The organism is Salmonella sp. SAL04162 (assembly GCF_046551535.1).
GTDB classification, from domain to species: Bacteria; Pseudomonadota; Gammaproteobacteria; order Enterobacterales; family Enterobacteriaceae; genus Salmonella; species Salmonella enterica.
The window spans coordinates 1-20,184 of record NZ_JBGDVX010000022.1 but is presented as its reverse complement, the minus strand read 5'-3'; the positions used below and the strand labels follow the sequence as shown (position 1 = coordinate 20,184).

Below are 20,184 nucleotides of genomic sequence, written 5' to 3'. Positions count from 1 at the left end.
TACAGGGAAGGGGAAATGCCAGCAATCATTTCATTATTTTATTTAGTGTTTGGTTTTTTTTATTTACAAGAAAAATTAGGATCTCAAAACTTCTCTCTGGGTTTTTATTGTTTTTGTCATTGAATATATTGCAACATAACCCTCTGCTGATATTTATCTATTGTCTTTTTATTATCATTGCCACTATTATTATTGGCAGAATAAATACCAGCAAAGCCAAAAAAGAAGTTTTTAATTTTTCAATGCCATGCTGGCTTTTAATTTTATCTGTAATTATAAATTTAATGAATAAATGAATTATTTTTTCATGACTCTTGCTTCTCGCATTATTTGTGAAAACTCATTGTCACTGGTTATATGAATAAATTGTCCAGTTTTTGCATTATATTTTGCCATCGCACAGGGAAGACTATTACCGCCGTTAGCCATAACAAATTTTGCTTTTGTATTACGATAAAGATTGACGCCAGGAATGGGGTCCTGACCGAATGTATAAGGCGTTGGGACAATTACATTATGTTTGTTTGAGAACCACTTTGCTAAAATCCCGTCAACGCTATCAACTGGCGTAATAAAAGTAGAGAATCCACAATACTCAAAATTGAATTTTTTACCATTGGGTTTGTTTTTTTCTGTAACATTAAATCCAAATGTGACTTTAAATTTATCCCATAAATCTAAGTTATTAAAGTCTATTGGCTCGTCATTATAAAATGCCTGCTGTTCATACATTAAATGATAAACCTGTTTTATTGGTTGTTTACGCGGGAAATTTTAAATCATTAAATGAAGCATTTAATTCCATTAAGGTCTTTGTTTGCCCTTATTACAGGAATTATAAATATGATGCCATTTCTGGAATAAAAATAAAGTTAACAAGTTATTTATTTAACTGCTCACTAGTAGGGTATTTATGTATCCACCGGTTAATGCTTAGTTTAGCATCTTTTAGCTGACAGCGATTGCAACGCTAAAAAACATGTGCTAATAATCATCATGTAAAATATGTAATGAAGTAAGCATGGAGCATTTAATTGTTATGATTCCACCATTAAATAGATATGTTCCCGCGCTTTCAAAAAATGAATTGGCTAAAACTGTTACCAACAGGGACATTCAGTTTACAAGTTTTAATGGAAAAGATTATCCCTTGTGCTTTTTAGATGAGAAAACCCCTCTTCTTTTCCAGTGGTTTGAGCGGAATCCTGCTCGCTTTGGGAAAAATGATATACCTATAATTAACACAGAGAAAAACCCCTACCTTAACAATATCATTAAAGCAGCAACAATTGAAAAAGAACGTCTTATAGGTATTTTTGTAGATGGTGATTTTTTTCCGGGACAAAAGGATGCTTTTTCAAAACTTGAGTATGACTATGAAAACATAAAAATCATATATAGAAATGATATTGACTTTAGCATGTACGATAAAAAATTATCAGAAATTTATATGGAAAATATTTCTAAGCAAGAGTCCATGCCAGAAGAAAAAAGGGATTATCATTTACTGCAGCTATTGAAGAAAGAATTGAGTGATATTCAAGAGGGTAATGATTCATTAATTAAATCTTACTTACTGGATAAAGGCCATGGATGGTTTGATTTTTACAGGAATATGGCTATGTTAAAGGCTGGTCAGTTATTTTTGGAGGCGGATAAGGTTGGGCGTTATGATTTATCAACAAATAGTGGGTGTATATATCTCGATGCTGATATGATTATCACGGAAAAACTGGGGGGTATATATATTCCGGATGGAATCGCTGTTCATGTAGAAAGGATAGATGGCCGTGCTTCTATGGAAAACGGGATAATAGCTGTTGATCGCAATAACCACCCGGCTTTACTTGCTGGATTGGAAATAATGCATACTAAATTTGATGCTGATCCCTATTCTGATGGTGTATGTAATGGAATTAGAAAACATTTTAATTATTCTTTAAATGAAAATTATAATTCTTTTTGCGATTTTATTGAGTTTAAGCATGATAACATTATAATGAATACCAGTCAGTTTACGCAAAGTTCATGGGCGAGGCATGTGTCGTAGTGGAAATGGCAATAATCATGCTATTGAATACATAAAATATTGGCATAAACTATCAAGTTTCGGCGAAAAAATATTTGATGCTCAGTTTTCTCTACTACAACGCCACTTTAAAATCGCAGTGCTGTTCAGAACGGAGATATACGGCATTCCTTGTGAAATATGGGAGTAAGAAGAGCTTAAATAATTTAATTGGTTATTAAATAACAATTTTATTTATACAGATATCTGTCAGATTACATCTGGCTTAAATTTTCCTCAGCCCAGATGCGTTTTCCGTCAAGTAACGTTCCCATCGGCGTTCGGCCGCAACACATTTTTCCCTGATGGGTTCGCCCCTGATTCCCGTTGTTCTGGGGCATCATTTTATGGACAAAAACGATCAGCAGACACGGTTGGAAGAGGGCCGCCAGAGAAATTACAGTCAGGAACGCTGCCCAAAAACTTCAAGTTCACCGCTATTTCGATAATCCAGTGGCCAGCCCTCGGTCGTCAATTACTGATGAAGGGGAGAAGGCTGGGCAAAAATGAGGAAGGGATACTTTGCCCTGGTCAGCTTCCGTTGCTGACGATGACAAAATAAAAAAACGGGAGGTCGATAACAATCTCCCGTTTTTCACATTACGTACTCGCTTGTGAAATACTAATGCGTTTACATACGGGTTCACCGCATTTGCGAAGCGCGCCCCAGCCAACTGTCCCAGTCTTTCCAGACGGGCTGTAACCCTTGCGCGCTTAACGCGCTTGCTACGGCTTCAGGCCGACGGGCATCGTGGGGAGAAAACTGCTCCAGTTCCGGATGATCGTCAGCGTAGCCACCGGGCTGGGTTTTCGAGAAGGCGCTAACGTTGTTGATCGCCAACGGGATCACGTTATCGCGAAACCACGGCGATTCGCGGGTGGAGAGTGATAATTCAATTTCCGGCGCCAATAACCGGAAAGCGCAAATCGTTTGCACCAGTTGCTTTTCATCCATCACAGATGCGGGTTCCACACCGCCAGTACACGGACGCAGACGCGGGAAGGAAACAGAATAGCGACTCTGCCAGTAGTGTTTCTGCATCCACAACAGATGCTCCGCCACCATATAGCAATCCACCCGCCAGTTGTCCGACAGACCAATTAGCGCGCCAAGACCGATTTTGTCGATACCTGCCCGACCTAACCGATCCGGCGTTTCCAGCCGCCAGAAAAAGTCCTGTTTCTTTCCCTTCAGGTGATGCTGTGCATAGATTGCCTCATGGTAAGTTTCCTGATAAACCATCACGCCATCGATCCCCAGCGTTTTGAGCTCCGCATAGTTTTCTTGCGACAAGGGCTGGACTTCCATCTGTAATGATGAAAATTGACGGCGGATAGCCGGTAAATGACGACGAAAATAGTCCATGCCTACTTTGGCCTGATGTTCGCCAGTCACCAGCAACAGATGCTCAAAGCCCAGTTTACGGATAGCATCGCACTCCCTTTGAATATCCACCTCATCCAGCGTTTTACGCTTAATGCGGTTGCTCATCGAGAAACCGCAGTAGGTACAGTCGTTGGCGCACAGGTTCGAGAGATAAAGCGGCACATAGAAACTGACGGTGTTGCCAAAGCGCTGGCGGGTAAGTTTTTGCGCGCGCTGCGCCATCGGTTCCAGATAATCGGCGGCGGCGGGGGAGAGCAGCGCCATCAAATCGTCCCGGCTAAGATGCGCTGCGTTCAGCGCGCGCTCCACGTCGGCGGCGGTTTTACCGTTGATACGCAGGCGAATATCGTCCCACTCCAGTTGCCGCCATCGGTCGGTGAAGGTTTTCATGCTAACGCCTCCAGAAACCCGGTGAGCGGGCTGGTGGCGCTGGCGTAGGGGCTACGATTACCCGGCACCGCCTGGCGCGCCAGTAATCCGGCTTCCACCGCCAGACGGAAAGCGGTTGCCATCATCACCGGATCGTCCGCCACGGCAATCGCGGTGTTAACCAGCACCGCATCAGCGCCCATTTCCAGCGCTTGCGTCGCGTGGCTGGGGACGCCGATCCCGGCGTCGACCACCACCGGTACGGTGGACTGCTGGATAATAATCTCCAGCATCGCTTTGGTTTCCAGCCCCTGATTCGAACCGATAGGCGCGCCAAGCGGCATCACCGCCGCGCAGCCGACCTCCTCCAGCCGCTTGCACAACACCGGATCTGCGCCACAGTAGGGCAGCACCACAAAACCCTGTTTCACCAGTGCCTGGGCGGCTTTTAGCGTTTCAATCGGGTCCGGCAATAGCCAGCGGGCGTCCGGGTGGATTTCTAATTTCAACCAGTGGGTGCCCAGCGCTTCCCGCGCCAGTTGGGCGGCGAAGATCGCCTCTTCAGCGGTTTTCGCCCCGGAGGTGTTGGGCAGCAGCGTGACGCCCGCTTCAATGAGCGGCGTGAGGATAGCGTCGTTGTGCTGACGTAAATCCACGCGCTTCATCGCCAGCGTCACCAACTGGCTGCCGGAGGCGCGAATCGCCTCGACCATCAGTTGCGACGAAGCAAATTTTCCGGTGCCGGTGAACAGATGTGAATTAAACGTTTTGTCGGCAATACGTAACATCTCAACCTCCTGCTATAACGTGAAAAAGCAGGATCTGGTCGCCTTCCTGCACGATATGTTGCCGCCATTGCTCGCGTGGCAGGATCTGCTGATTGAGCGCCAGCGCCACGCCCGGTTTAAGCTGATTAAGCGCAGCAAGCAGCTCACTGACGGTTTGCCCTTCGGCGCACTGCATCGGTTCATCATTGAACTGAATCTGCATGTTGCCCTCCGCAGACCGGACAGCCGCTGGCGCGATGCAGCGCCAGGCTGCGCCACTGGCTGGTTTTACCGTCAAACAGGCGTAGCTCTCCACTGGGCGTCTCAATACCGCTGAGTAATTTAATCGCCTCCAGCGCCTGCAAAGTGCCCATCACGCCAACAACCGGTCCGAGCACGCCAGCGGTACGGCAGTTGCGTTCAGGCTCGACATCATCTGACCACAGGCAGCGGTAACAGCCTTGTTCCCACGGCGGCGTGAGCACCATCAGTTGGCCGCCAAAGCCGACAGCGCTGGCGGTGATGAGCGGTGTGTTGAGCGTTACGCAGGCGGCGTTGATTGCCTGGCGCGTCGCCATGTTATCGGTACAGTCGAGCACCACGTCGGCGTGTGCTACCGCATGCCGGAGCGCCTCGCCTTTTAGTCGCTGCTGGAGTGCTACCAGTTCGATATCCGGGTTGAGCTGTGTCAGGCGCTGCTGGGCAACCTGAGATTTTGAACGCGCGATATCATCGGTGGTAAATAGAATCTGGCGCTGGAGATTGCTCAGATGAATGTCGTCATCGTCTACCAGCGTCAGTTTGCCGATGCCTGCTCCCGCCAGATAGAGCGCGGCAGGCGAACCCAATCCGCCTAAGCCGACAATCAATACATGACTCGCGAGCAGTTTTTGCTGGCCTTCAATGGCGATATCGCCGAGCAGAATCTGGCGGCTGTAGCGCATAAAGTCACGGTCATTCATCGCCGACTCCTGCGATTGCAAGTAACTGTTGCGTAGCGGCGCGCCAGTCGGCGGCCTGGGTGATGGCGCTGACCACGGCAATACTGCCGACGCCGGTCGCCAGCACCGCCGGAGCGCGTTCAAGGCTGATGCCGCCAATCGCCACGGTGGGGTAATCCGCCAGACGTTCAATATGCCGCGCCAACTGCGCCAGCCCCTGCGGGGCGGAAGGCATCTGCTTGGTTTGCGTCGGGAAGACGTGGCCGAGTGCGATATAAGAAGGCTTAGCGGCGAGCGCGATGTTTATCTCCATATCATCGTGGGTCGATACGCCCAGGCGTAGCCCTGCCGCCTGAATCGCCTTCAGGTCAGTGGTTTCGAGATCTTCCTGGCCCAGATGCACGCCGTAAGCGCGGTGCTTAATTGCCAGACGCCAGTAATCGTTGATAAACAGCCGGGCGTCATAACGACGCCCCAGCGCGATGGCGGCGATAACATCCGCTTCCACCTCTTCATCGCGTTTATCTTTGATACGCAACTGGATCGTGCGCACGCCCGCCTCCAGCAGGCGCTCAATCCATGCCACGCTGTCCACCACCGGGTAAAGTCCGAGACGGAACGGCACGGTCGGGAAATCAGGCTGATACATCAGACTTCCTCCCGCTTGAGATAGATTTCGCCGCCTTTGGCGCGGAAGTTTTCCGACATATCCGCCATCCCGACTTCAATAGTTTGCGCGGCGGCGTAATCACGAACTTCCTGGCTGATTTTCATTGAGCAGAATTTCGGCCCGCACATCGAGCAAAAGTGCGCCACTTTGCCGGACTCCTGTGGCAGGGTTTCATCGTGCCAGGCGCGGGCGGTGAACGGGTCGAGCGCGAGGTTAAACTGATCCTCCCAGCGGAATTCAAAGCGCGCTTTCGACATCGCGTTATCGCGAATCTGCGCGCCCGGATGCCCTTTGGCTAAGTCAGCGGCGTGGGCGGCGATCTTGTAGGTGATCAGCCCCTGCTTCACATCTTCTTTGTTTGGCAGGCCGAGATGCTCTTTCGGCGTCACGTAACACAGCATCGCACAGCCGAACCAGCCGATCATCGCCGCGCCAATGCCGGAGGTGAAGTGGTCATAGCCCGGCGCGATATCGGTAGTCAGCGGCCCTAAGGTGTAGAACGGCGCTTCATGGCAGTGCTCCAGCTCTTCGGTCATGTTGCGCTGAATCATATGCATCGGCACGTGGCCCGGGCCTTCAATCATCACCTGCACGTCGTATTCCCAGGCGATTTTGGTCAGCTCGCCCAGCGTATGCAGCTCGGAGAACTGCGCTTCGTCGTTGGCGTCCTGAATCGATCCCGGTCGCAGGCCGTCGCCCAGCGACAGGGAAACGTCGTAGGCGGCGCAGATTTCACAAATCTCGCGGAAATGTTCGAACAGGAAGTTCTCTTTGTGATGCGAGAGGCACCACTTCGCCATGATTGAACCGCCGCGCGAGACAATGCCGGTCAGGCGCTTGGCGGTCATCGGCACGTAACGCAGCAGCACGCCCGCGTGAATAGTGAAATAGTCGACGCCCTGTTCGGCCTGCTCCAGCAGCGTGTCGCGGAAGGCTTCCCAGGTAAGATCCTCGGCGATCCCGTTGACCTTTTCCAGCGCCTGGTAGATCGGCACCGTGCCGATTGGTACTGGGCTATTACGCAGGATCCACTCACGGGTTTCGTGAATATAGCGCCCGGTGGAAAGGTCCATTACCGTATCCGCCCCCCAGCGCGTCGCCCACACCAGTTTTTCCACCTCTTCTTCGATAGAGGAGGTCACCGCCGAGTTGCCGATATTGGCGTTGACCTTCACCAGGAAGTTGCGGCCAATAATCATCGGCTCCGATTCCGGGTGGTTGATGTTGGCGGGAATAATCGCGCGGCCCGCGGCGACTTCATCACGCACGAATTCCGGGGTGATGTTCTCCGGCAGGCGCGCGCCGAAGCTTTCTCCGGGATGCTGGTGGCGCAGTACTTCACTGCGAATGCGCTCGCGGCCCATGTTTTCACGGATGGCGATGAACTCCATTTCGGGAGTGACGATCCCCTGGCGGGCATAATGAAGTTGCGTCACGCAGTGTCCGGCTTTGGCGCGTTTTGGCGTTAACAGACCGGTAAAGCGTAATGCGTCAAGTCCTTCATCTGTCAGGCGTTCGCGGGTATAGGCAGAACTGCGGTCAGAAAGCGTTTCTACATCAGCCCGTGCTTCAATCCACGGCTGGCGTAGTTTCGCCAGCCCCTGCTGGACGTTAATCGCCACATCAGGATCACCGTATGGGCCGGAGGTGTCATATACCGGAATCGCTTCATTTTCTTCATACTGCGGATGGTCTTTCGTTCCGCTGATCAATGTCGGGCTAAGTTGAATTTCGCGCATCGGTACGCGAATATCATGCTGCGAACCGGTCACGTAGATGCGTTTCGAGTTGGGAAATGCGGTGCCTTCCAGCGTATCGATAAAATGCTGGGCTTTAGCGCGTTGCTCGCGGCGGGTTAACGTTGTTGTAGACATAGCTCATTCCAAAAAATTAAGGACGTGGCTTGTCAGACGACGGATGGAGTAATGGATGTGCGCCGCCCGTAAAGGCAGCAGCATAAAGCAGAATTACTCTTGTTCCCTTCGCAGGTATTAACCTGATCAGGTTCCGCGGATCCCGAATTAACGGTCTCAGCCTTTTCCACTTCATCCTTCGCGCTGCCTCTTCTTTGGCTTCGTCCGCTCACTCCAGTCACTTACCTATGTAAGCTCCTGGAGATTCACCGACTTGCCGCCTTGACGCATCACGAACGCTTTTGTGGAAAATTAGCACTCCGACAAGATAACCGCCCCTCCGAAGAGGGGGCTGAAGTAAACTACCCGTTACTCGCGCAGAACTCAAGCGGGACGTTTGACTCTGGCGCCGTCGTGCATCGCGTCAAACACCAGCATAATCAGCTTGTCTTCCAGTACAAAGCGGGCTTCCAGCGCTTCGCCGATATCTGACAGAGCTTGTTGAAATTCGAGACAATTATCGTGATCGATGGCAGTTTCCAGGCTGGTGTCGTAATAATCCATAATGCGCTGCGTATTATCTTCCAGCAGCGGCCAGATTTTTGCCGCATGTAAAAGCTGACCGTTTCCTTCCAATTTATGGAGAATACGTTCATAAATACTGAAGTGCCCGGCGGAAAGGTAATCGACCAGGCTCTGACAAAAATCATCCAGCGCTTTTTCATTCAGCCGCATGTACGATTCTTTGCCAGGCTTAATGCCAACCAGATTGTAGTAAGCCACGAGCAGGTGCTTACGTACATCCAGCCAGCGATCGACCAGTTTGTTGCTTCCGCCAACGCGCTCCGTCAGGGTTTCCAGCTGGTTTAGCATGATTGTCTCCGCAAGTTAGATAAAGGCTGCTCGCCATGAATGTAAAAATAATGTTAACAACATGCCAGTGAAGCAAAGGTAGTGCAAGAGCTATGGATCGTATAATTGAAAAATTAGAGAGTGGCTGGTGGATCGTCAGCCATGAACAAAAATTATGGTTGCCGTATGGGGAATTACCACACGGGCTGGCGGCAAATTTCGATCTTGTGGGGCAGCGCGCACTCCGGATAGGTGAATGGCAAGGCGAGCCCGTCTGGCTGGTGTTACAGCATCGACGCCATGATATGGGATCGGTTCGCCAGGTTATCGATCAGGATGCCGGGCTGTTCCAACTGGCGGGACGTGGCGTACAGTTGGCGGAGTTTTATCGGTCGCATAAATTTTGCGGCTATTGCGGGCACCCTATGCACCCGAGTAAAACCGAATGGGCGATGCTGTGCAGCCATTGCCGCGAGCGTTACTACCCGCAAATCGCCCCCTGCATTATTGTTGCCATTCGCCGTGAGGATTCTATTCTACTTGCCCGGCATGTTCGCCACCGCAACGGCGTGCATACGGTACTGGCCGGGTTTGTTGAAGTCGGCGAAACCTTAGAACAGGCGGTCGCGCGAGAGGTAATGGAGGAGAGCGGCATTAAGGTGAAAAATCTGCGCTATGTGACTTCCCAGCCGTGGCCTTTCCCGCAGTCGCTGATGACCGCTTTCATGGCGGAGTACGACAGCGGCGATATCGTCATCGACCCGAAAGAGCTGTTGGAAGCAAATTGGTATCGTTATGACGATCTGCCGCTACTGCCGCCGCCGGGCACTGTCGCGCGCCGTTTGATCGAAGATACGGTGGCAATGTGTCGGGCTGAATATGATTGACATGTTACACTGGGCGCATCAACGCTAAAGGAATGTAAAAATGACCGAACTCAAAAACGATCGTTATCTACGTGCGCTGCTGCGCCAGCCCGTTGATGTTACGCCAGTGTGGATGATGCGCCAGGCGGGCCGTTATCTACCGGAGTACAAAGCCACTCGCGCTCAGGCGGGCGATTTTATGTCGCTGTGCAAAAATGCCGAACTGGCCTGCGAGGTCACTTTACAGCCGCTGCGCCGTTATCCGCTTGATGCGGCGATCCTTTTCTCGGATATCCTGACGATTCCGGACGCGATGGGCCTGGGGCTCTATTTTGAAGCCGGGGAAGGCCCGCGCTTTACGGCTCCTGTCACCTGCAAAGCCGATGTCGATAAGCTGCCCATTCCCGATCCGGAAGATGAACTGGGTTATGTGATGAATGCAGTGCGTACGATTCGCCGCGAACTAAAAGGCGAGGTTCCTCTGATCGGCTTCTCCGGCAGCCCGTGGACGCTGGCGACTTACATGGTGGAAGGCGGCAGTAGCAAAGCCTTCACGGTGATTAAAAAGATGATGTACGCTGACCCGCAGGCGTTGCATCTGCTGCTGGATAAGTTGGCGAAAAGCGTCACGCTGTACCTCAACGCGCAAATCAAAGCGGGCGCGCAGTCGGTGATGATTTTCGACACTTGGGGCGGCGTGCTGACTGGCCGCGATTACCAGCAGTTCTCCCTCTACTACATGCATAAAATCGTCGATGGCCTGCTGCGTGAAAACGACGGTCGCCGCGTGCCGGTAACGCTGTTCACTAAAGGTGGCGGTCAGTGGCTGGAGGCGATGGCGGAAACCGGCTGCGACGCGCTGGGTCTCGACTGGACGACAGATATCGCCGATGCGCGCCGTCGCGTTGGCCATAAAGTGGCGCTGCAGGGCAATATGGACCCCTCGATGCTGTATGCGCCGCCGGCACGGATCGAAGACGAGGTAGCGACTATACTTGCTGGTTTCGGTCAGGGAGAAGGGCACGTCTTTAACCTTGGACATGGCATCCATCAGGATGTGCCGCCAGAACATGCTGGCGCATTTGTGGAGGCAGTGCACCGACTTTCTGCGCAGTATCACAGCTAAGGAGTTAGTATGGATCTCGCGTCGTTACGCGCTCAACAGATAGAACTTGCTTCATCGGTTTGCCGCGAAGATCGGTTGGACAAAGATCCGCCAGCGTTTATCGGCGGGGCGGACGTCGGTTTTGAGCAGGGCGGCGAGGTGACGCGGGCGGCGATGGTATTGCTGAAATATCCGTCGCTTGAACTGGTAGAGTACAAGGTGGCGCGTATTGCCACCACCATGCCATATATCCCCGGCTTTCTCTCTTTTCGTGAATATCCTGCGCTGCTGGCGGCGTGGGAACAGCTCTCGCAAAAGCCCAATTTGCTGTTTGTAGACGGTCACGGTATTTCGCATCCGCGTCGGCTTGGCGTCGCCAGTCATTTTGGACTGTTGGTGGACGTGCCGACCATCGGCGTGGCGAAAAAACGGCTATGCGGTAAATTTGAACCACTTTCCGCCGAACCTGGCGCACTTAGCCCCTTAATGGATAAAGGCGAGCAACTGGCGTGGGTATGGCGCAGCAAGGCGCGCTGTAATCCGCTGTTTATCGCGACAGGGCACCGGGTCAGTACTGACAGCGCGCTGGCGTGGGTACAGCGCTGTATGAAAGGGTATCGCCTGCCGGAGCCGACGCGCTGGGCGGATGCCGTCGCTTCCGGGCGTCCGGCGTTTGTTCGTTGGCAAGAAATTCAGCGCTGATTCAGGTAAACTGCCGCTAATTTCCGATTCGAGATTCCATCATGTTACAAAACCCGATTCATTTGCGTCTGGAGCGGCTGGAAAGCTGGCAGCACGTTACCTTTATGGCCTGCTTGTGCGAGCGCATGTACCCGAACTACGCCATGTTTTGCAAGCAGACGGGATTCGGCGACGGACAGATCTACCGTCGCATTCTGGATCTGATCTGGGAAACCCTGACGGTGAAAGATGCAAAGGTCAATTTCGATAGCCAACTGGAGAAGTTTGAAGAGGCAATTCCGGCAGCTGACGACTATGATTTGTACGGCGTTTATCCGGCGATTGATGCCTGCGTCGCATTAAGCGAATTAATGCATTCTCGTCTTAGCGGCGAAACGCTGGAACACGCTATTGAGGTTAGTAAGACTTCTATTACTACGGTGGCGATGTTGGAAATGACTCAGGCTGGTCGGGAAATGACCGATGAGGAGCTCAAAACGAACCCTGCCGTTGAACAGGAATGGGATATTCAGTGGGAAATATTCCGACTTTTAGCCGACTGCGAAGAACGCGATATTGAACTGATAAAAGGGCTCAGGGCAGACCTGCGCGAGGCTGGTGAGAGCAATATCGGTATAAATTTTCAGCAATGACACCAGAAAACGTGATTTAACGTCTGATTTGTCGTGCCATAAGGCTTCCCTTATGCCCCCCGTCTGGTCTACATTTGGGAGGCGAAAAAAAGTGGCTATCGGTGCGTGTATGCAGGAGAGTGCTTTTCTGGCATTTCCGTCGCACTCGATGCTTAGCAAGCGATAAACACATTGTAAGGATAACTTATGAACAAGACTCAACTGATTGATGTAATTGCAGACAAAGCAGAACTGTCCAAAACCCAGGCTAAAGCTGCTCTGGAATCCACTCTGGCTGCTATTACTGAGTCTCTGAAAGAAGGCGATGCTGTACAACTGGTTGGTTTCGGTACCTTCAAAGTGAACCACCGTGCTGAGCGCACTGGCCGTAACCCACAGACCGGTAAAGAAATCAAAATCGCCGCCGCTAACGTACCGGCGTTTGTTTCTGGTAAAGCGCTGAAAGACGCAGTTAAGTAAGACGCGTAGCTGTGAACAGTTTTATCGAAGGGGCTCGTCAGCCCCTTTTGTCTGTCTGGCGTCGCGCGTTTCTGTTTTCTGGCGCGCTGTTGCTGACTGCCTGTAGTCATAACGCTTCACCGCCTCCGTTTACTGCCAGCGGCTTTGCCGGCGATCACGGCGCGGTGCGTATCTGGCGTAAAGATACGAACGATGAAGTCCATCTGCTTTCTGTTTTTAGCCCGTGGCATAGCGGCAGCACGACGACCAGCGAATATCGTTGGCAGGGTGATACGCTTTCGCTTATTGAACTCAATATTTACAGCAAACCGCCAGAACATATTCGCGCGCGTTTCGACGCTCATGGCGAACTCAGTTTTATGCAGCGTGAAGTTGGGGGGCAGAAGCAGCAGCTTTCCAACGATCAGATTGCCTTGTATCGCTATCGCGCCGAACAAATCCGTCAGACCAGCGACGCCTTGCGCCTGGGGCGGGTCATACTACGCCAGGGACGCTGGCACGCCGACCATACGGTAACCACCTGTGAAGGTGAAACGCTGAAACCGGATCTGGATTCCTGGGCAATAAGCCACATTGAGCGCCGCCAGAACCGCTCATCGGTAGAGGTGAGCGTAGCATGGCTGGAGGCGCCGGAAGGATCGCAACTTTTGCTGGTGGCGAATTCAGATTTCTGTCACTGGCAGCCGCAAGCGAAAACCTTTTGATGGAATACCGAATGGCGAAGCCGCCATTCGGCAAACATGCTTTACCAGTTTCCCATACCCATATGACCGCCGCCGCGATGATAACCGCCGCCATAGCCGCCGCAACCGCCATAGCCCATTCCTGCGCCGCGTGGTATGCCAGCCTGCGCCATCGCGACATCCCGTTTCACGCGTTGCTCATCTAACTTCTGGCCTAATGACTCCATCTCTTTGGCAACCGCATTAATTTTCGCAGTATCCGGCGAACTGGCGGTCAGTAGCGCGTTATATTCATAACGTTTGGATATCAGTTGCTGGCGCAGCGCGCTGGTCTGCGTATAGTAATCATCATAAATCTTCTGCGCCGTCGCCTGCTGTTCCGTGGTCAACGGGCTACCTCCCTGTTGCCACATACCGTCATTGTTGCCCCAGTGATGTCCGGCGAAGGCGGCGCCGGAGCTCAGGGCCAAAAGAGAGAGGGCGATTAGCGCGATAGCTGATTTATTGTTCCGTTTCATTTTGCGTTCTCCTGTTGCTCATCTTATCCTCTCTCTTGCATCTTCCGTGCCAGGTAACTATTCCTTGTCGGGCAGCGAGTTAACCCGCTTCAGGCGGCAAAAAGCGAGTAAAAATGACTCGCATGACCCGCCTGGCGAGTCATTTTTACCCACCCGTATCCGAAAGGGTGTGCGACAACGCGCGGTTATGCGGAGCGAAGAATGGCATGATCTCTGCTTAAGTAAGGAAAATAAAAACGAGCCGGGGAAGCCTGTGAGTTTTATACGATTACATAAAGATGCCGCTGCAACGTGGTTGAGTCGGCTGTTACCTGCGGCGATCTTCATTCTGGTGGGGCTATTTTCCATTATGGTCATTCGCGACTATGGCCGTGAGAGCGCTGCCGCCAGGCAGACGCTGCTGGAAAAGGGAAATGTACTCATTCGCGCTCTGGAGTCCGGCACGCGAGTAGGTATGGGAATGCGGATGCATCACGCGCAGCAGCAGACATTGCTGGAAGAGATGGCGGGTCAGCCAGGCGTGTTGTGGTTCGCCGTAACGGATGCGCAGGGGGTAATCATCACTCATAGCAACCCTGGCATGGTGGGCAAATCGCTCTATTCCACATCTGAAATGCATCAACTAAACCCCGGGCCGCAGGAGCGTTGGCGGCGTGTCGACGTTGCAGCTAACGGCGAGACGGTGCCTGCGCTGGAAATTTACCGCCAGTTCCAGCCGCTTTTCGGTATGAGAGGTCACGGTATGAGGGGGCACGGCATGGCGCGTAGCGCCAATGACGACGAACCAGCGAAACAAACTATTTTTATTGCCTTTGACGCCAGCGAGCTGGCCGCGACACAGGCAAGGGAGTGGCGTAATACGCTGATTGTTTTGTCTGCGTTAGCGACGGTGCTGTTGGCAACGTTATTGGCGTTTTTTTGGCATCAGCGTTATCAGCGCTCGCACAGAGAACTGCTTGATGCAATGAAGCGTAAAGAAAAGCTGGTGGCGATGGGGCATCTGGCGGCGGGCGTCGCGCACGAAATTCGTAACCCGCTCTCGTCCATCAAAGGGCTGGCGAAATACTTTGCCGAGCGCACGCCAGTCGGCGGCGAGTCGCATGAACTGGCGCAGGTGATGGCCAAAGAGGCCGACCGTTTGAACCGGGTGGTAAGCGAATTGCTCGAACTGGTAAAGCCCGCGCATCTGACGCTCCAGGCGGTTAACCTCAATGATATTATTACTCACTCCCTGAATCTGGTCAGCCAGGATGCCCAAAGCAGAGAGATTCAGTTGAGATTCACGGCGAATGAGACGCTTAAGCGTATTCAGGCTGACCCGGACAGGCTGACTCAGGTGCTGTTGAATTTGTACCTGAACGCTATTCATGCGATTGGCCGCCAGGGAACGATTACCGTAGAGGCAAAAGACAGTGGGACCGACCGCGTTATCATCACTGTTACCGATAGCGGGAAAGGGATCGCCCCGGATCAGTTGGAGGCGATTTTTACACCTTATTTTACGACCAAAGCTGACGGGACAGGCCTGGGGCTGGCGGTGGTGCAAAATATCATCGAACAGCATGGCGGCGCGATTAAGGTGAAAAGTATTGAGGGTAAAGGCGCGGTCTTTACTATCTGGTTGCCAGTGATAGCGAGACAACAGGATTAACAAGGGTGATACGCGGAAAAATCGATATTCTGGTTGTGGATGATGATGTAAGCCACTGCACGATTTTACAGGCTCTGCTTCGGGGTTGGGGCTATAACGTCGCTCTGGCCTACAGTGGGCATGATGCGTTGGCTCAGGTGCGTGAGAAAGTCTTTGATCTGGTACTGTGCGATGTGCGTATGGCGGAGATGGACGGTATCGCCACGCTGAAGGAGATTAAAGCGCTCAACCCCGCCATTCCGATTTTGATTATGACGGCATTCTCCAGCGTGGAAACGGCGGTAGAGGCGTTGAAAGCCGGCGCGCTCGACTATTTAATTAAACCGCTGGATTTTGACCGTCTGCAGGAGACGCTGGAAAAGGCGTTGGTGCATACGCGGGAAACGGGCGCTGAATTGCCATCGGCGTCGGCTGCGCAGTTTGGCATGATTGGCAGCAGTCCGGCGATGCAACATTTACTGAATGAAATCGCGATGGTCGCACCATCAGACGCCACGGTATTGATTCACGGAGACTCCGGCACGGGTAAAGAGCTGGTAGCGCGGGCGCTACACGCCTGTAGCGCCAGGAGCGATAAACCGCTGGTCACGCTCAACTGCGCCGCGCTTAATGAATCGCTGCTGGAGTCTGAGCTGTTCGGACACGAAAAAGGCGCGTTTACCGGCGCGGATAAACGTCGGGAGGGACGCTTTGTCGAAGCTGACGGCGGGACATTGTTTCTTGATGAAATCGGCGATATCTCGCCGTTAATGCAGGTACGTTTGCTGCGGGCGATTCAGGAGCGCGAAGTGCAACGCGTGGGAAGTAACCAGACGATATCTGTGGATGTTCGGTTAATTGCCGCTACCCACCGCGACCTGGCGGAAGAGGTAAGTGCCGGTCGCTTTCGCCAGGATCTCTATTACCGCCTGAATGTGGTGGCGATTGAAATGCCTTCTTTGCGCCAGCGTCGGGAAGATATTCCGCTACTGGCAGACCATTTTCTGCGGCGTTTTGCCGAACGTAACCGAAAAGCGGTGAAGGGGTTTACGCCGCAGGCGATGGATCTGCTGATCCACTACGACTGGCCGGGCAATATCCGTGAGCTGGAAAACGCTATCGAGCGGGCGGTGGTGTTGCTAACGGGAGAATACATTTCTGAACGCGAATTGCCTCTCGCTATTGCCGCGACGCCGATAAAAACGGAATACAGTGGTGAGATCCAACCGTTGGTCGATGTGGAAAAAGAGATCATTCTGGCGGCGCTGGAAAAAACGGGCGGCAACAAAACGGAAGCCGCCCGCCAATTGGGCATTACGCGCAAAACGCTGCTGGCTAAACTCAGCCGTTAGTTTTGCTCACGCTCGATGGCGCGCCAGCCGATGTCGTTACGGCTGAAGCTGCCGTCCCAGCGGATGTCGGTCATCAGGGCGTAAGCGCGTTTCTGCGCCTCAGCCACGGTGTGACCCAGCGCGGTGGCGCACAGTACGCGACCGCCGCTGGTCAACACGCGGTCGTCATCGGCGAGTTTGGTTCCAGCATGGAAGACCTTACCGTCAGCCACTTCTTCCAGCGGCAGGCCGTGGATCTCGTCGCCGGTGCTGTAGCTGCCCGGATAACCGCCCGCGGCGATCACCACGCCTAATGAAGCGCGTTCGTCCCACTCGGAGGTTTTCTCATCCAGCTTGCCGTCGCAGGCGGCCAGGCAAAGATCCACCAGATCCGATTTCATGCGCAGCATGATCGGCTGGGTTTCCGGATCGCCGAAGCGGCAGTTGAACTCGATAACTTTCGGGTTGCCCTGCTTGTCGATCATCAGACCCGCATACAGGAAGCCGGTGTAAGTGTTACCTTCCGCCGCCATGCCTTTCACGGTTGGCCAGATGATGCGTTCCATGGTGCGCTGGTGCACTTCATCAGTCACCACCGGCGCCGGGGAGTAAGCCCCCATGCCGCCAGTGTTCGGGCCGGTATCGCCGTTTCCCACGCGTTTGTGGTCCTGGCTGGTGGCCATCGGCAGCACGTGCTCGCCGTCGACCATCACGATAAAGCTCGCTTCTTCGCCGTCGAGGAACTCTTCAATCACGATGCGGTGGCCTGCATCGCCAAAGGCGTTACCTGCCAGCATGTCCTGCACGGCGGCTTCGGCTTCTTCGAGCGTCATCGCCACGATAACGCCTTTACCGGCAGCCAGACCGTCAGCTTTGATGACGATCGGCGCGCCTTTCTCGCGCAGATACGCCAGGGCAGGCTCAATTTCGGTGAAATTCTGGTATTCCGCCGTCGGGATCTGGTGACGGGCGAGGAAATCTTTGGTGAACGCTTTGGAGCCTTCCAGTTGGGCGGCCCCTTCGGTTGGGCCAAAGATCTTCAGACCCGCCGCGCGGAACGCATCGACCACGCCGATCACCAGCGGCGCTTCCGGGCCGACGATGGTCAGATCAATCTTCTCGTTCTGGGCAAAGCTCAACAGCGCCGGAATATCTGTGACGCCGATAGCCACGTTCTGCAACGCGGGCTCCAGCGCGGTACCGGCGTTACCCGGTGCGACAAAAACGGTATCAACCAGCGGCGACTGTGCGGCTTTCCAGGCCAGCGCGTGTTCGCGACCGCCGTTACCAATGACTAAAACTTTCATCGTCTGCTCCCTGAATTAATGGCGGAAGTGGCGCATGTCGGTGAAGATCATCGCAATACCGTGTTCATCGGCAGCGGCAATGACTTCATCATCACGGATAGAACCGCCTGGCTGGATAACGCAGCTCACGCCGACAGCGGCAGCGGCATCAATACCATCGCGGAACGGGAAGAACGCGTCGGAAGCCATGGCTGAGCCTTTCACTTCCAGACCTTCATCAGCGGCTTTAATCCCGGCGATTTTGGCGGAGTACACGCGGCTCATCTGGCCTGCGCCTATACCGATGGTCATGTTCTCTTTGGCATACACAATAGCGTTGGACTTCACGAACTTGGCTACCTTCCAGCAGAACAGCGCGTCACGCAGCTCCTGCTCGGTCGGCTGGCGTTTGGACACCACGCGCAGTTCAGCTTCACTCACCATACCCAGATCCCTGTCCTGAACCAGCAGGCCACCGTTAACGCGTTTGAAATCCAGGCCCGGAACGCGGCTTGCCCATTGGCCGCAGGTCAGAACACGGACGTTCTGCTTGGCAGCGGTGATTTTCAGCGCTTCTTCGCTTGCGGATGGGGCGATGATCACTTCGACAAACTGACGAGAAATGATGGCCTGTGCGGTTTCCGCATCCAGCTCACGGTTAAAGGCGATAATGCCGCCGAACGCGGAGGTCGGGTCGGTTTTATAGGCGCGATCGTAAGCGTCGAGAATAGAGGTACTTACCGCCACGCCGCACGGGTTAGCGTGCTTGACGATTACGCAGGCTGGCTCGTTGAACTCTTTCACACACTCCAGCGCCGCGTCGGTATCAGCGATGTTGTTATAAGAGAGCGCTTTGCCCTGCACCTGTTGTGCGGTGGCAACGGACGCTTCTTTCACATTCTCTTCTATATAGAAGGCAGCTTGCTGGTGGCTGTTCTCGCCGTAGCGCATATCCTGCTTCTTAATGAAGTTCAGGTTCAGCGTACGCGGGAAGCGACCGGCGGCTTCTTTGCTTTCACCGTGGTAGGCCGGAACCATGCTGCCGAAGTAGTTAGCGATCATGCTGTCGTAGGCGGCGGTGTGTTCGAAGGCTTTAATCGCGAGATCGAAACGGGTGTCGAGGGTCAAAGAACCTTCGTTAGCGTCCATCTCTTTAATAATGGCGTCGTAGTCGCTGCTCTTCACCACGATGGCCACGTCTTTATGGTTCTTCGCGGCGGAGCGCACCATGGTCGGGCCGCCGATATCGATGTTCTCTACTGCATCTTCCAGCGAGCAACCAACGCGTGCAACGGTTTCGGCGAACGGATACAGGTTAACGACAACCATATCGATAGGGGCGATGTGGTGCTGTTCCATAATGGCATCGTCCTGGCCGCGACGGCCGAGGATGCCGCCGTGTACTTTTGGATGCAGGGTCTTTACGCGTCCATCCATCATTTCCGGGAAACCGGTGTAATCGGAAACTTCGGTCACCGGCAGGCCTTTTTCTGCTAACAGGCGGGCGGTGCCCCCCGTAGACAGCAGTTCCACACCGCGTGCGGAAAGAGCCTGGGCGAATTCGATGATACCGGCCTTGTCAGAAACACTGAGCAGAGCGCGGCGGACTGGACGACGTTGTTGCATGGTAAATCCCCTGGATTTGACGATTACAGAGAGCGTTAGCTGAATTTTTGCGTAAAAACTCAGCTAACGCCCCTTATGGGGCATTCTCATTTTGCGGCGACATTGTAACGAAAACGTTTGCGCAACGCTCGCGAATTTTTCTTTTTAAATTCTGGCCCGGCTTTTATCCCTGAAAGATCGTTTGCAGAGTGAGAAGATCCAGGAAATGAACGCGCATTTTGTGGATAAGTCTGTGCGTAAATGGGTATAACCAGGGGTTTTGCTGGGGAATGCAGCAAACAGTCATTTTTCTGCAATTTTTCTATTGCGGTCAGCAGAGAACTCCCTATAATGCGCCTCCATCGACACGGCGGATGTGAATCACTTCACACAAACAGCCGGTCGGTTGAAGAGAAAAATCCTGAAATTCAGGGTTGACTCTGAAAGAGGAAAGCGTAAT

At 53.1% G+C, this 20,184-nt stretch carries 19 protein-coding genes, 4 pseudogenes and 1 riboswitch; of the genes and pseudogenes, 11 read left to right on the top strand and 12 right to left on the bottom strand.

The window, feature by feature from the left end:
* The first annotated feature begins 15 nt into the window (after positions 1 to 15).
* A pseudogene (locus tag ACLJRH_RS25350) lies at positions 16 to 296 on the top strand (hypothetical protein).
* A 1-nt stretch (position 297) separates the two neighbouring features.
* On the opposite strand, the pseudogene ACLJRH_RS25345 reads toward ACLJRH_RS25350, so the two are convergent.
* Positions 298 to 641, bottom strand: a pseudogene (locus ACLJRH_RS25345) (cytoplasmic protein).
* A gap of 380 nt (positions 642 to 1,021) precedes the next feature.
* Between ACLJRH_RS25345 and ACLJRH_RS25340 the strand changes: the two are divergent.
* Positions 1,022 to 2,050, top strand: coding sequence for a type III secretion system effector arginine glycosyltransferase SseK1 (locus ACLJRH_RS25340; protein ID WP_000400590.1), 1,029 nt, complete (start codon positions 1,022 to 1,024; stop codon positions 2,048 to 2,050).
* Positions 2,051 to 2,283: 233 nt separating this feature from the next.
* On the opposite strand, the pseudogene ACLJRH_RS25335 reads toward ACLJRH_RS25340, so the two are convergent.
* Positions 2,284 to 2,391: pseudogene (locus ACLJRH_RS25335) on the bottom strand (IS481 family transposase); the annotation flags it as partial.
* On the opposite strand from ACLJRH_RS25335, the pseudogene ACLJRH_RS25330 reads away from it, so the two are divergent.
* A pseudogene (locus tag ACLJRH_RS25330) lies at positions 2,374 to 2,558 on the top strand (hypothetical protein); the annotation flags it as partial. The pseudogenes ACLJRH_RS25335 and ACLJRH_RS25330 sit on opposite strands and share 18 nt — an antisense overlap.
* A 153-nt stretch (positions 2,559 to 2,711) precedes the next feature.
* Here ACLJRH_RS25330 and thiH read toward each other — a convergent pair.
* The 7 genes from thiH to ACLJRH_RS25295 form a co-directional block, all read right to left on the bottom strand.
* On the bottom strand, positions 2,712 to 3,845 hold the full coding sequence (thiH, locus tag ACLJRH_RS25325) for a 2-iminoacetate synthase ThiH (protein ID WP_001647033.1): 1,134 nt from the start codon (positions 3,843 to 3,845) through the stop codon (positions 2,712 to 2,714).
* The gene (thiG, locus tag ACLJRH_RS25320) at positions 3,842 to 4,612 is read right to left on the bottom strand and encodes a thiazole synthase (protein ID WP_023136953.1); all 771 of its coding nucleotides are present in this window, start codon (positions 4,610 to 4,612) and stop codon (positions 3,842 to 3,844) included. The genes thiH and thiG overlap by 4 nt, the downstream gene beginning before the upstream one ends.
* 1 nt (position 4,613) lies before the next feature.
* On the bottom strand, positions 4,614 to 4,814 hold the full coding sequence (thiS, locus tag ACLJRH_RS25315) for a sulfur carrier protein ThiS (protein ID WP_001529312.1): 201 nt from the start codon (positions 4,812 to 4,814) through the stop codon (positions 4,614 to 4,616).
* Positions 4,795 to 5,553 carry a HesA/MoeB/ThiF family protein gene (locus tag ACLJRH_RS25310; RefSeq protein ID WP_023136954.1) on the bottom strand — a complete coding sequence of 253 codons (759 nt, stop codon included), beginning with the start codon at positions 5,551 to 5,553 and terminating at the stop codon, positions 4,795 to 4,797. Before ACLJRH_RS25310 ends, thiS begins: the two co-directional genes overlap by 20 nt.
* Positions 5,546 to 6,181 carry a thiamine phosphate synthase gene (gene thiE / locus ACLJRH_RS25305; protein WP_001529311.1) on the bottom strand — a complete coding sequence of 212 codons (636 nt, stop codon included), beginning with the start codon at positions 6,179 to 6,181 and terminating at the stop codon, positions 5,546 to 5,548. The genes ACLJRH_RS25310 and thiE overlap by 8 nt, the downstream gene beginning before the upstream one ends.
* Positions 6,181 to 8,076 carry a phosphomethylpyrimidine synthase ThiC gene (gene thiC / locus ACLJRH_RS25300; protein WP_001529319.1) on the bottom strand — a complete coding sequence of 632 codons (1,896 nt, stop codon included), beginning with the start codon at positions 8,074 to 8,076 and terminating at the stop codon, positions 6,181 to 6,183. The genes thiE and thiC overlap by 1 nt, the downstream gene beginning before the upstream one ends.
* Positions 8,077 to 8,162: 86 nt before the next feature.
* Positions 8,163 to 8,384, bottom strand: a riboswitch (TPP riboswitch).
* A gap of 55 nt (positions 8,385 to 8,439) precedes the next feature.
* Positions 8,440 to 8,928 (bottom strand): Rsd/AlgQ family anti-sigma factor, encoded by a 489-nt coding sequence (locus ACLJRH_RS25295; RefSeq protein ID WP_000934322.1) that lies wholly within the window; start codon positions 8,926 to 8,928, stop codon positions 8,440 to 8,442.
* Positions 8,929 to 9,020: 92 nt separating this feature from the next.
* Between ACLJRH_RS25295 and nudC the strand changes: the two genes are divergently transcribed.
* The 6 genes from nudC to ACLJRH_RS25265 all read left to right on the top strand — a co-directional run bounded on the left by nudC (position 9,021) and on the right by ACLJRH_RS25265 (position 13,375).
* Positions 9,021 to 9,794: an NAD(+) diphosphatase gene (gene nudC, locus ACLJRH_RS25290; RefSeq protein WP_000373959.1), complete on the top strand. Its 774-nt coding sequence runs from the start codon at positions 9,021 to 9,023 to the stop codon at positions 9,792 to 9,794.
* A 40-nt stretch (positions 9,795 to 9,834) separates the two neighbouring features.
* On the top strand, positions 9,835 to 10,899 hold the full coding sequence (hemE, locus tag ACLJRH_RS25285; protein ID WP_000137620.1) for a uroporphyrinogen decarboxylase: 1,065 nt from the start codon (positions 9,835 to 9,837) through the stop codon (positions 10,897 to 10,899).
* Between the two features lie 9 nt (positions 10,900 to 10,908).
* A complete protein-coding gene (gene nfi, locus ACLJRH_RS25280; protein ID WP_023136955.1) occupies positions 10,909 to 11,580 on the top strand; it encodes a deoxyribonuclease V in 672 nt (223 codons plus the stop codon).
* A gap of 41 nt (positions 11,581 to 11,621) precedes the next feature.
* Positions 11,622 to 12,212 (top strand): YjaG family protein, encoded by a 591-nt coding sequence (locus ACLJRH_RS25275; RefSeq protein ID WP_000940094.1) that lies wholly within the window; start codon positions 11,622 to 11,624, stop codon positions 12,210 to 12,212.
* A gap of 186 nt (positions 12,213 to 12,398) precedes the next feature.
* On the top strand, positions 12,399 to 12,671 hold the full coding sequence (gene hupA, locus ACLJRH_RS25270) for a nucleoid-associated protein HU-alpha (protein ID WP_001044509.1): 273 nt from the start codon (positions 12,399 to 12,401) through the stop codon (positions 12,669 to 12,671).
* Positions 12,672 to 12,682: 11 nt separating this feature from the next.
* Positions 12,683 to 13,375: a DUF1481 domain-containing protein gene (locus ACLJRH_RS25265; RefSeq protein WP_001083932.1), complete on the top strand. Its 693-nt coding sequence runs from the start codon at positions 12,683 to 12,685 to the stop codon at positions 13,373 to 13,375.
* A 41-nt stretch (positions 13,376 to 13,416) separates the two neighbouring features.
* Here ACLJRH_RS25265 and zraP read toward each other — a convergent pair whose 3' ends face one another.
* Positions 13,417 to 13,872: a zinc resistance sensor/chaperone ZraP gene (gene zraP / locus ACLJRH_RS25260; protein ID WP_000828129.1), complete on the bottom strand. Its 456-nt coding sequence runs from the start codon at positions 13,870 to 13,872 to the stop codon at positions 13,417 to 13,419.
* A 253-nt stretch (positions 13,873 to 14,125) separates the two neighbouring features.
* Here zraP and zraS point away from each other — a divergent pair, with 253 nt between their 5' ends.
* Together zraS and zraR are read left to right on the top strand one after the other, a co-directional pair.
* Positions 14,126 to 15,523: a two-component system sensor histidine kinase ZraS gene (gene zraS, locus ACLJRH_RS25255; protein WP_023223279.1), complete on the top strand. Its 1,398-nt coding sequence runs from the start codon at positions 14,126 to 14,128 to the stop codon at positions 15,521 to 15,523.
* A 5-nt stretch (positions 15,524 to 15,528) separates the two neighbouring features.
* Positions 15,529 to 16,854 (top strand): sigma-54-dependent response regulator transcription factor ZraR, encoded by a 1,326-nt coding sequence (zraR, locus tag ACLJRH_RS25250; protein WP_023136957.1) that lies wholly within the window; start codon positions 15,529 to 15,531, stop codon positions 16,852 to 16,854.
* On the opposite strand, the gene purD is transcribed toward zraR, so the two are convergent.
* Together purD and purH are read right to left on the bottom strand one after the other, a co-directional pair.
* A complete protein-coding gene (gene purD, locus ACLJRH_RS25245; RefSeq protein ID WP_023136958.1) occupies positions 16,851 to 18,140 on the bottom strand; it encodes a phosphoribosylamine--glycine ligase in 1,290 nt (429 codons plus the stop codon). The two genes, zraR and purD, sit on opposite strands and share 4 nt — an antisense overlap.
* Before the next feature lie 15 nt (positions 18,141 to 18,155).
* Positions 18,156 to 19,745, bottom strand: coding sequence for a bifunctional phosphoribosylaminoimidazolecarboxamide formyltransferase/IMP cyclohydrolase (purH, locus tag ACLJRH_RS25240; RefSeq protein ID WP_001187520.1), 1,590 nt, complete (start codon positions 19,743 to 19,745; stop codon positions 18,156 to 18,158).
* Positions 19,746 to 20,184 lie beyond the last annotated feature (439 nt).

Bases quoted from the DNA above. Each gene is read 5' to 3' on its own strand.
- hupA (WP_001044509.1), top strand. From the start codon at position 12,399: ATGAACAAGACTCAACTGATTGATGTAATTGCAGACAAAGCAGAACTG.
- purH (WP_001187520.1), bottom strand. From the start codon at position 19,745: ATGCAACAACGTCGTCCAGTCCGCCGCGCTCTGCTCAGTGTTTCTGAC.
- zraP (WP_000828129.1), bottom strand. From the start codon at position 13,872: ATGAAACGGAACAATAAATCAGCTATCGCGCTAATCGCCCTCTCTCTT.
- thiE (WP_001529311.1), bottom strand. From the start codon at position 6,181: ATGTATCAGCCTGATTTCCCGACCGTGCCGTTCCGTCTCGGACTTTAC.
- ACLJRH_RS25310 (WP_023136954.1), bottom strand. From the start codon at position 5,553: ATGAATGACCGTGACTTTATGCGCTACAGCCGCCAGATTCTGCTCGGC.
- thiG (WP_023136953.1), bottom strand. From the start codon at position 4,612: ATGTTACGTATTGCCGACAAAACGTTTAATTCACATCTGTTCACCGGC.
- ACLJRH_RS25275 (WP_000940094.1), top strand. From the start codon at position 11,622: ATGTTACAAAACCCGATTCATTTGCGTCTGGAGCGGCTGGAAAGCTGG.
- thiS (WP_001529312.1), bottom strand. From the start codon at position 4,814: ATGCAGATTCAGTTCAATGATGAACCGATGCAGTGCGCCGAAGGGCAA.
- nfi (WP_023136955.1), top strand. From the start codon at position 10,909: ATGGATCTCGCGTCGTTACGCGCTCAACAGATAGAACTTGCTTCATCG.
- nudC (WP_000373959.1), top strand. From the start codon at position 9,021: ATGGATCGTATAATTGAAAAATTAGAGAGTGGCTGGTGGATCGTCAGC.
- ACLJRH_RS25295 (WP_000934322.1), bottom strand. From the start codon at position 8,928: ATGCTAAACCAGCTGGAAACCCTGACGGAGCGCGTTGGCGGAAGCAAC.
- ACLJRH_RS25340 (WP_000400590.1), top strand. From the start codon at position 1,022: ATGGAGCATTTAATTGTTATGATTCCACCATTAAATAGATATGTTCCC.
- thiC (WP_001529319.1), bottom strand. From the start codon at position 8,076: ATGTCTACAACAACGTTAACCCGCCGCGAGCAACGCGCTAAAGCCCAG.
- purD (WP_023136958.1), bottom strand. From the start codon at position 18,140: ATGAAAGTTTTAGTCATTGGTAACGGCGGTCGCGAACACGCGCTGGCC.
- thiH (WP_001647033.1), bottom strand. From the start codon at position 3,845: ATGAAAACCTTCACCGACCGATGGCGGCAACTGGAGTGGGACGATATT.
- hemE (WP_000137620.1), top strand. From the start codon at position 9,835: ATGACCGAACTCAAAAACGATCGTTATCTACGTGCGCTGCTGCGCCAG.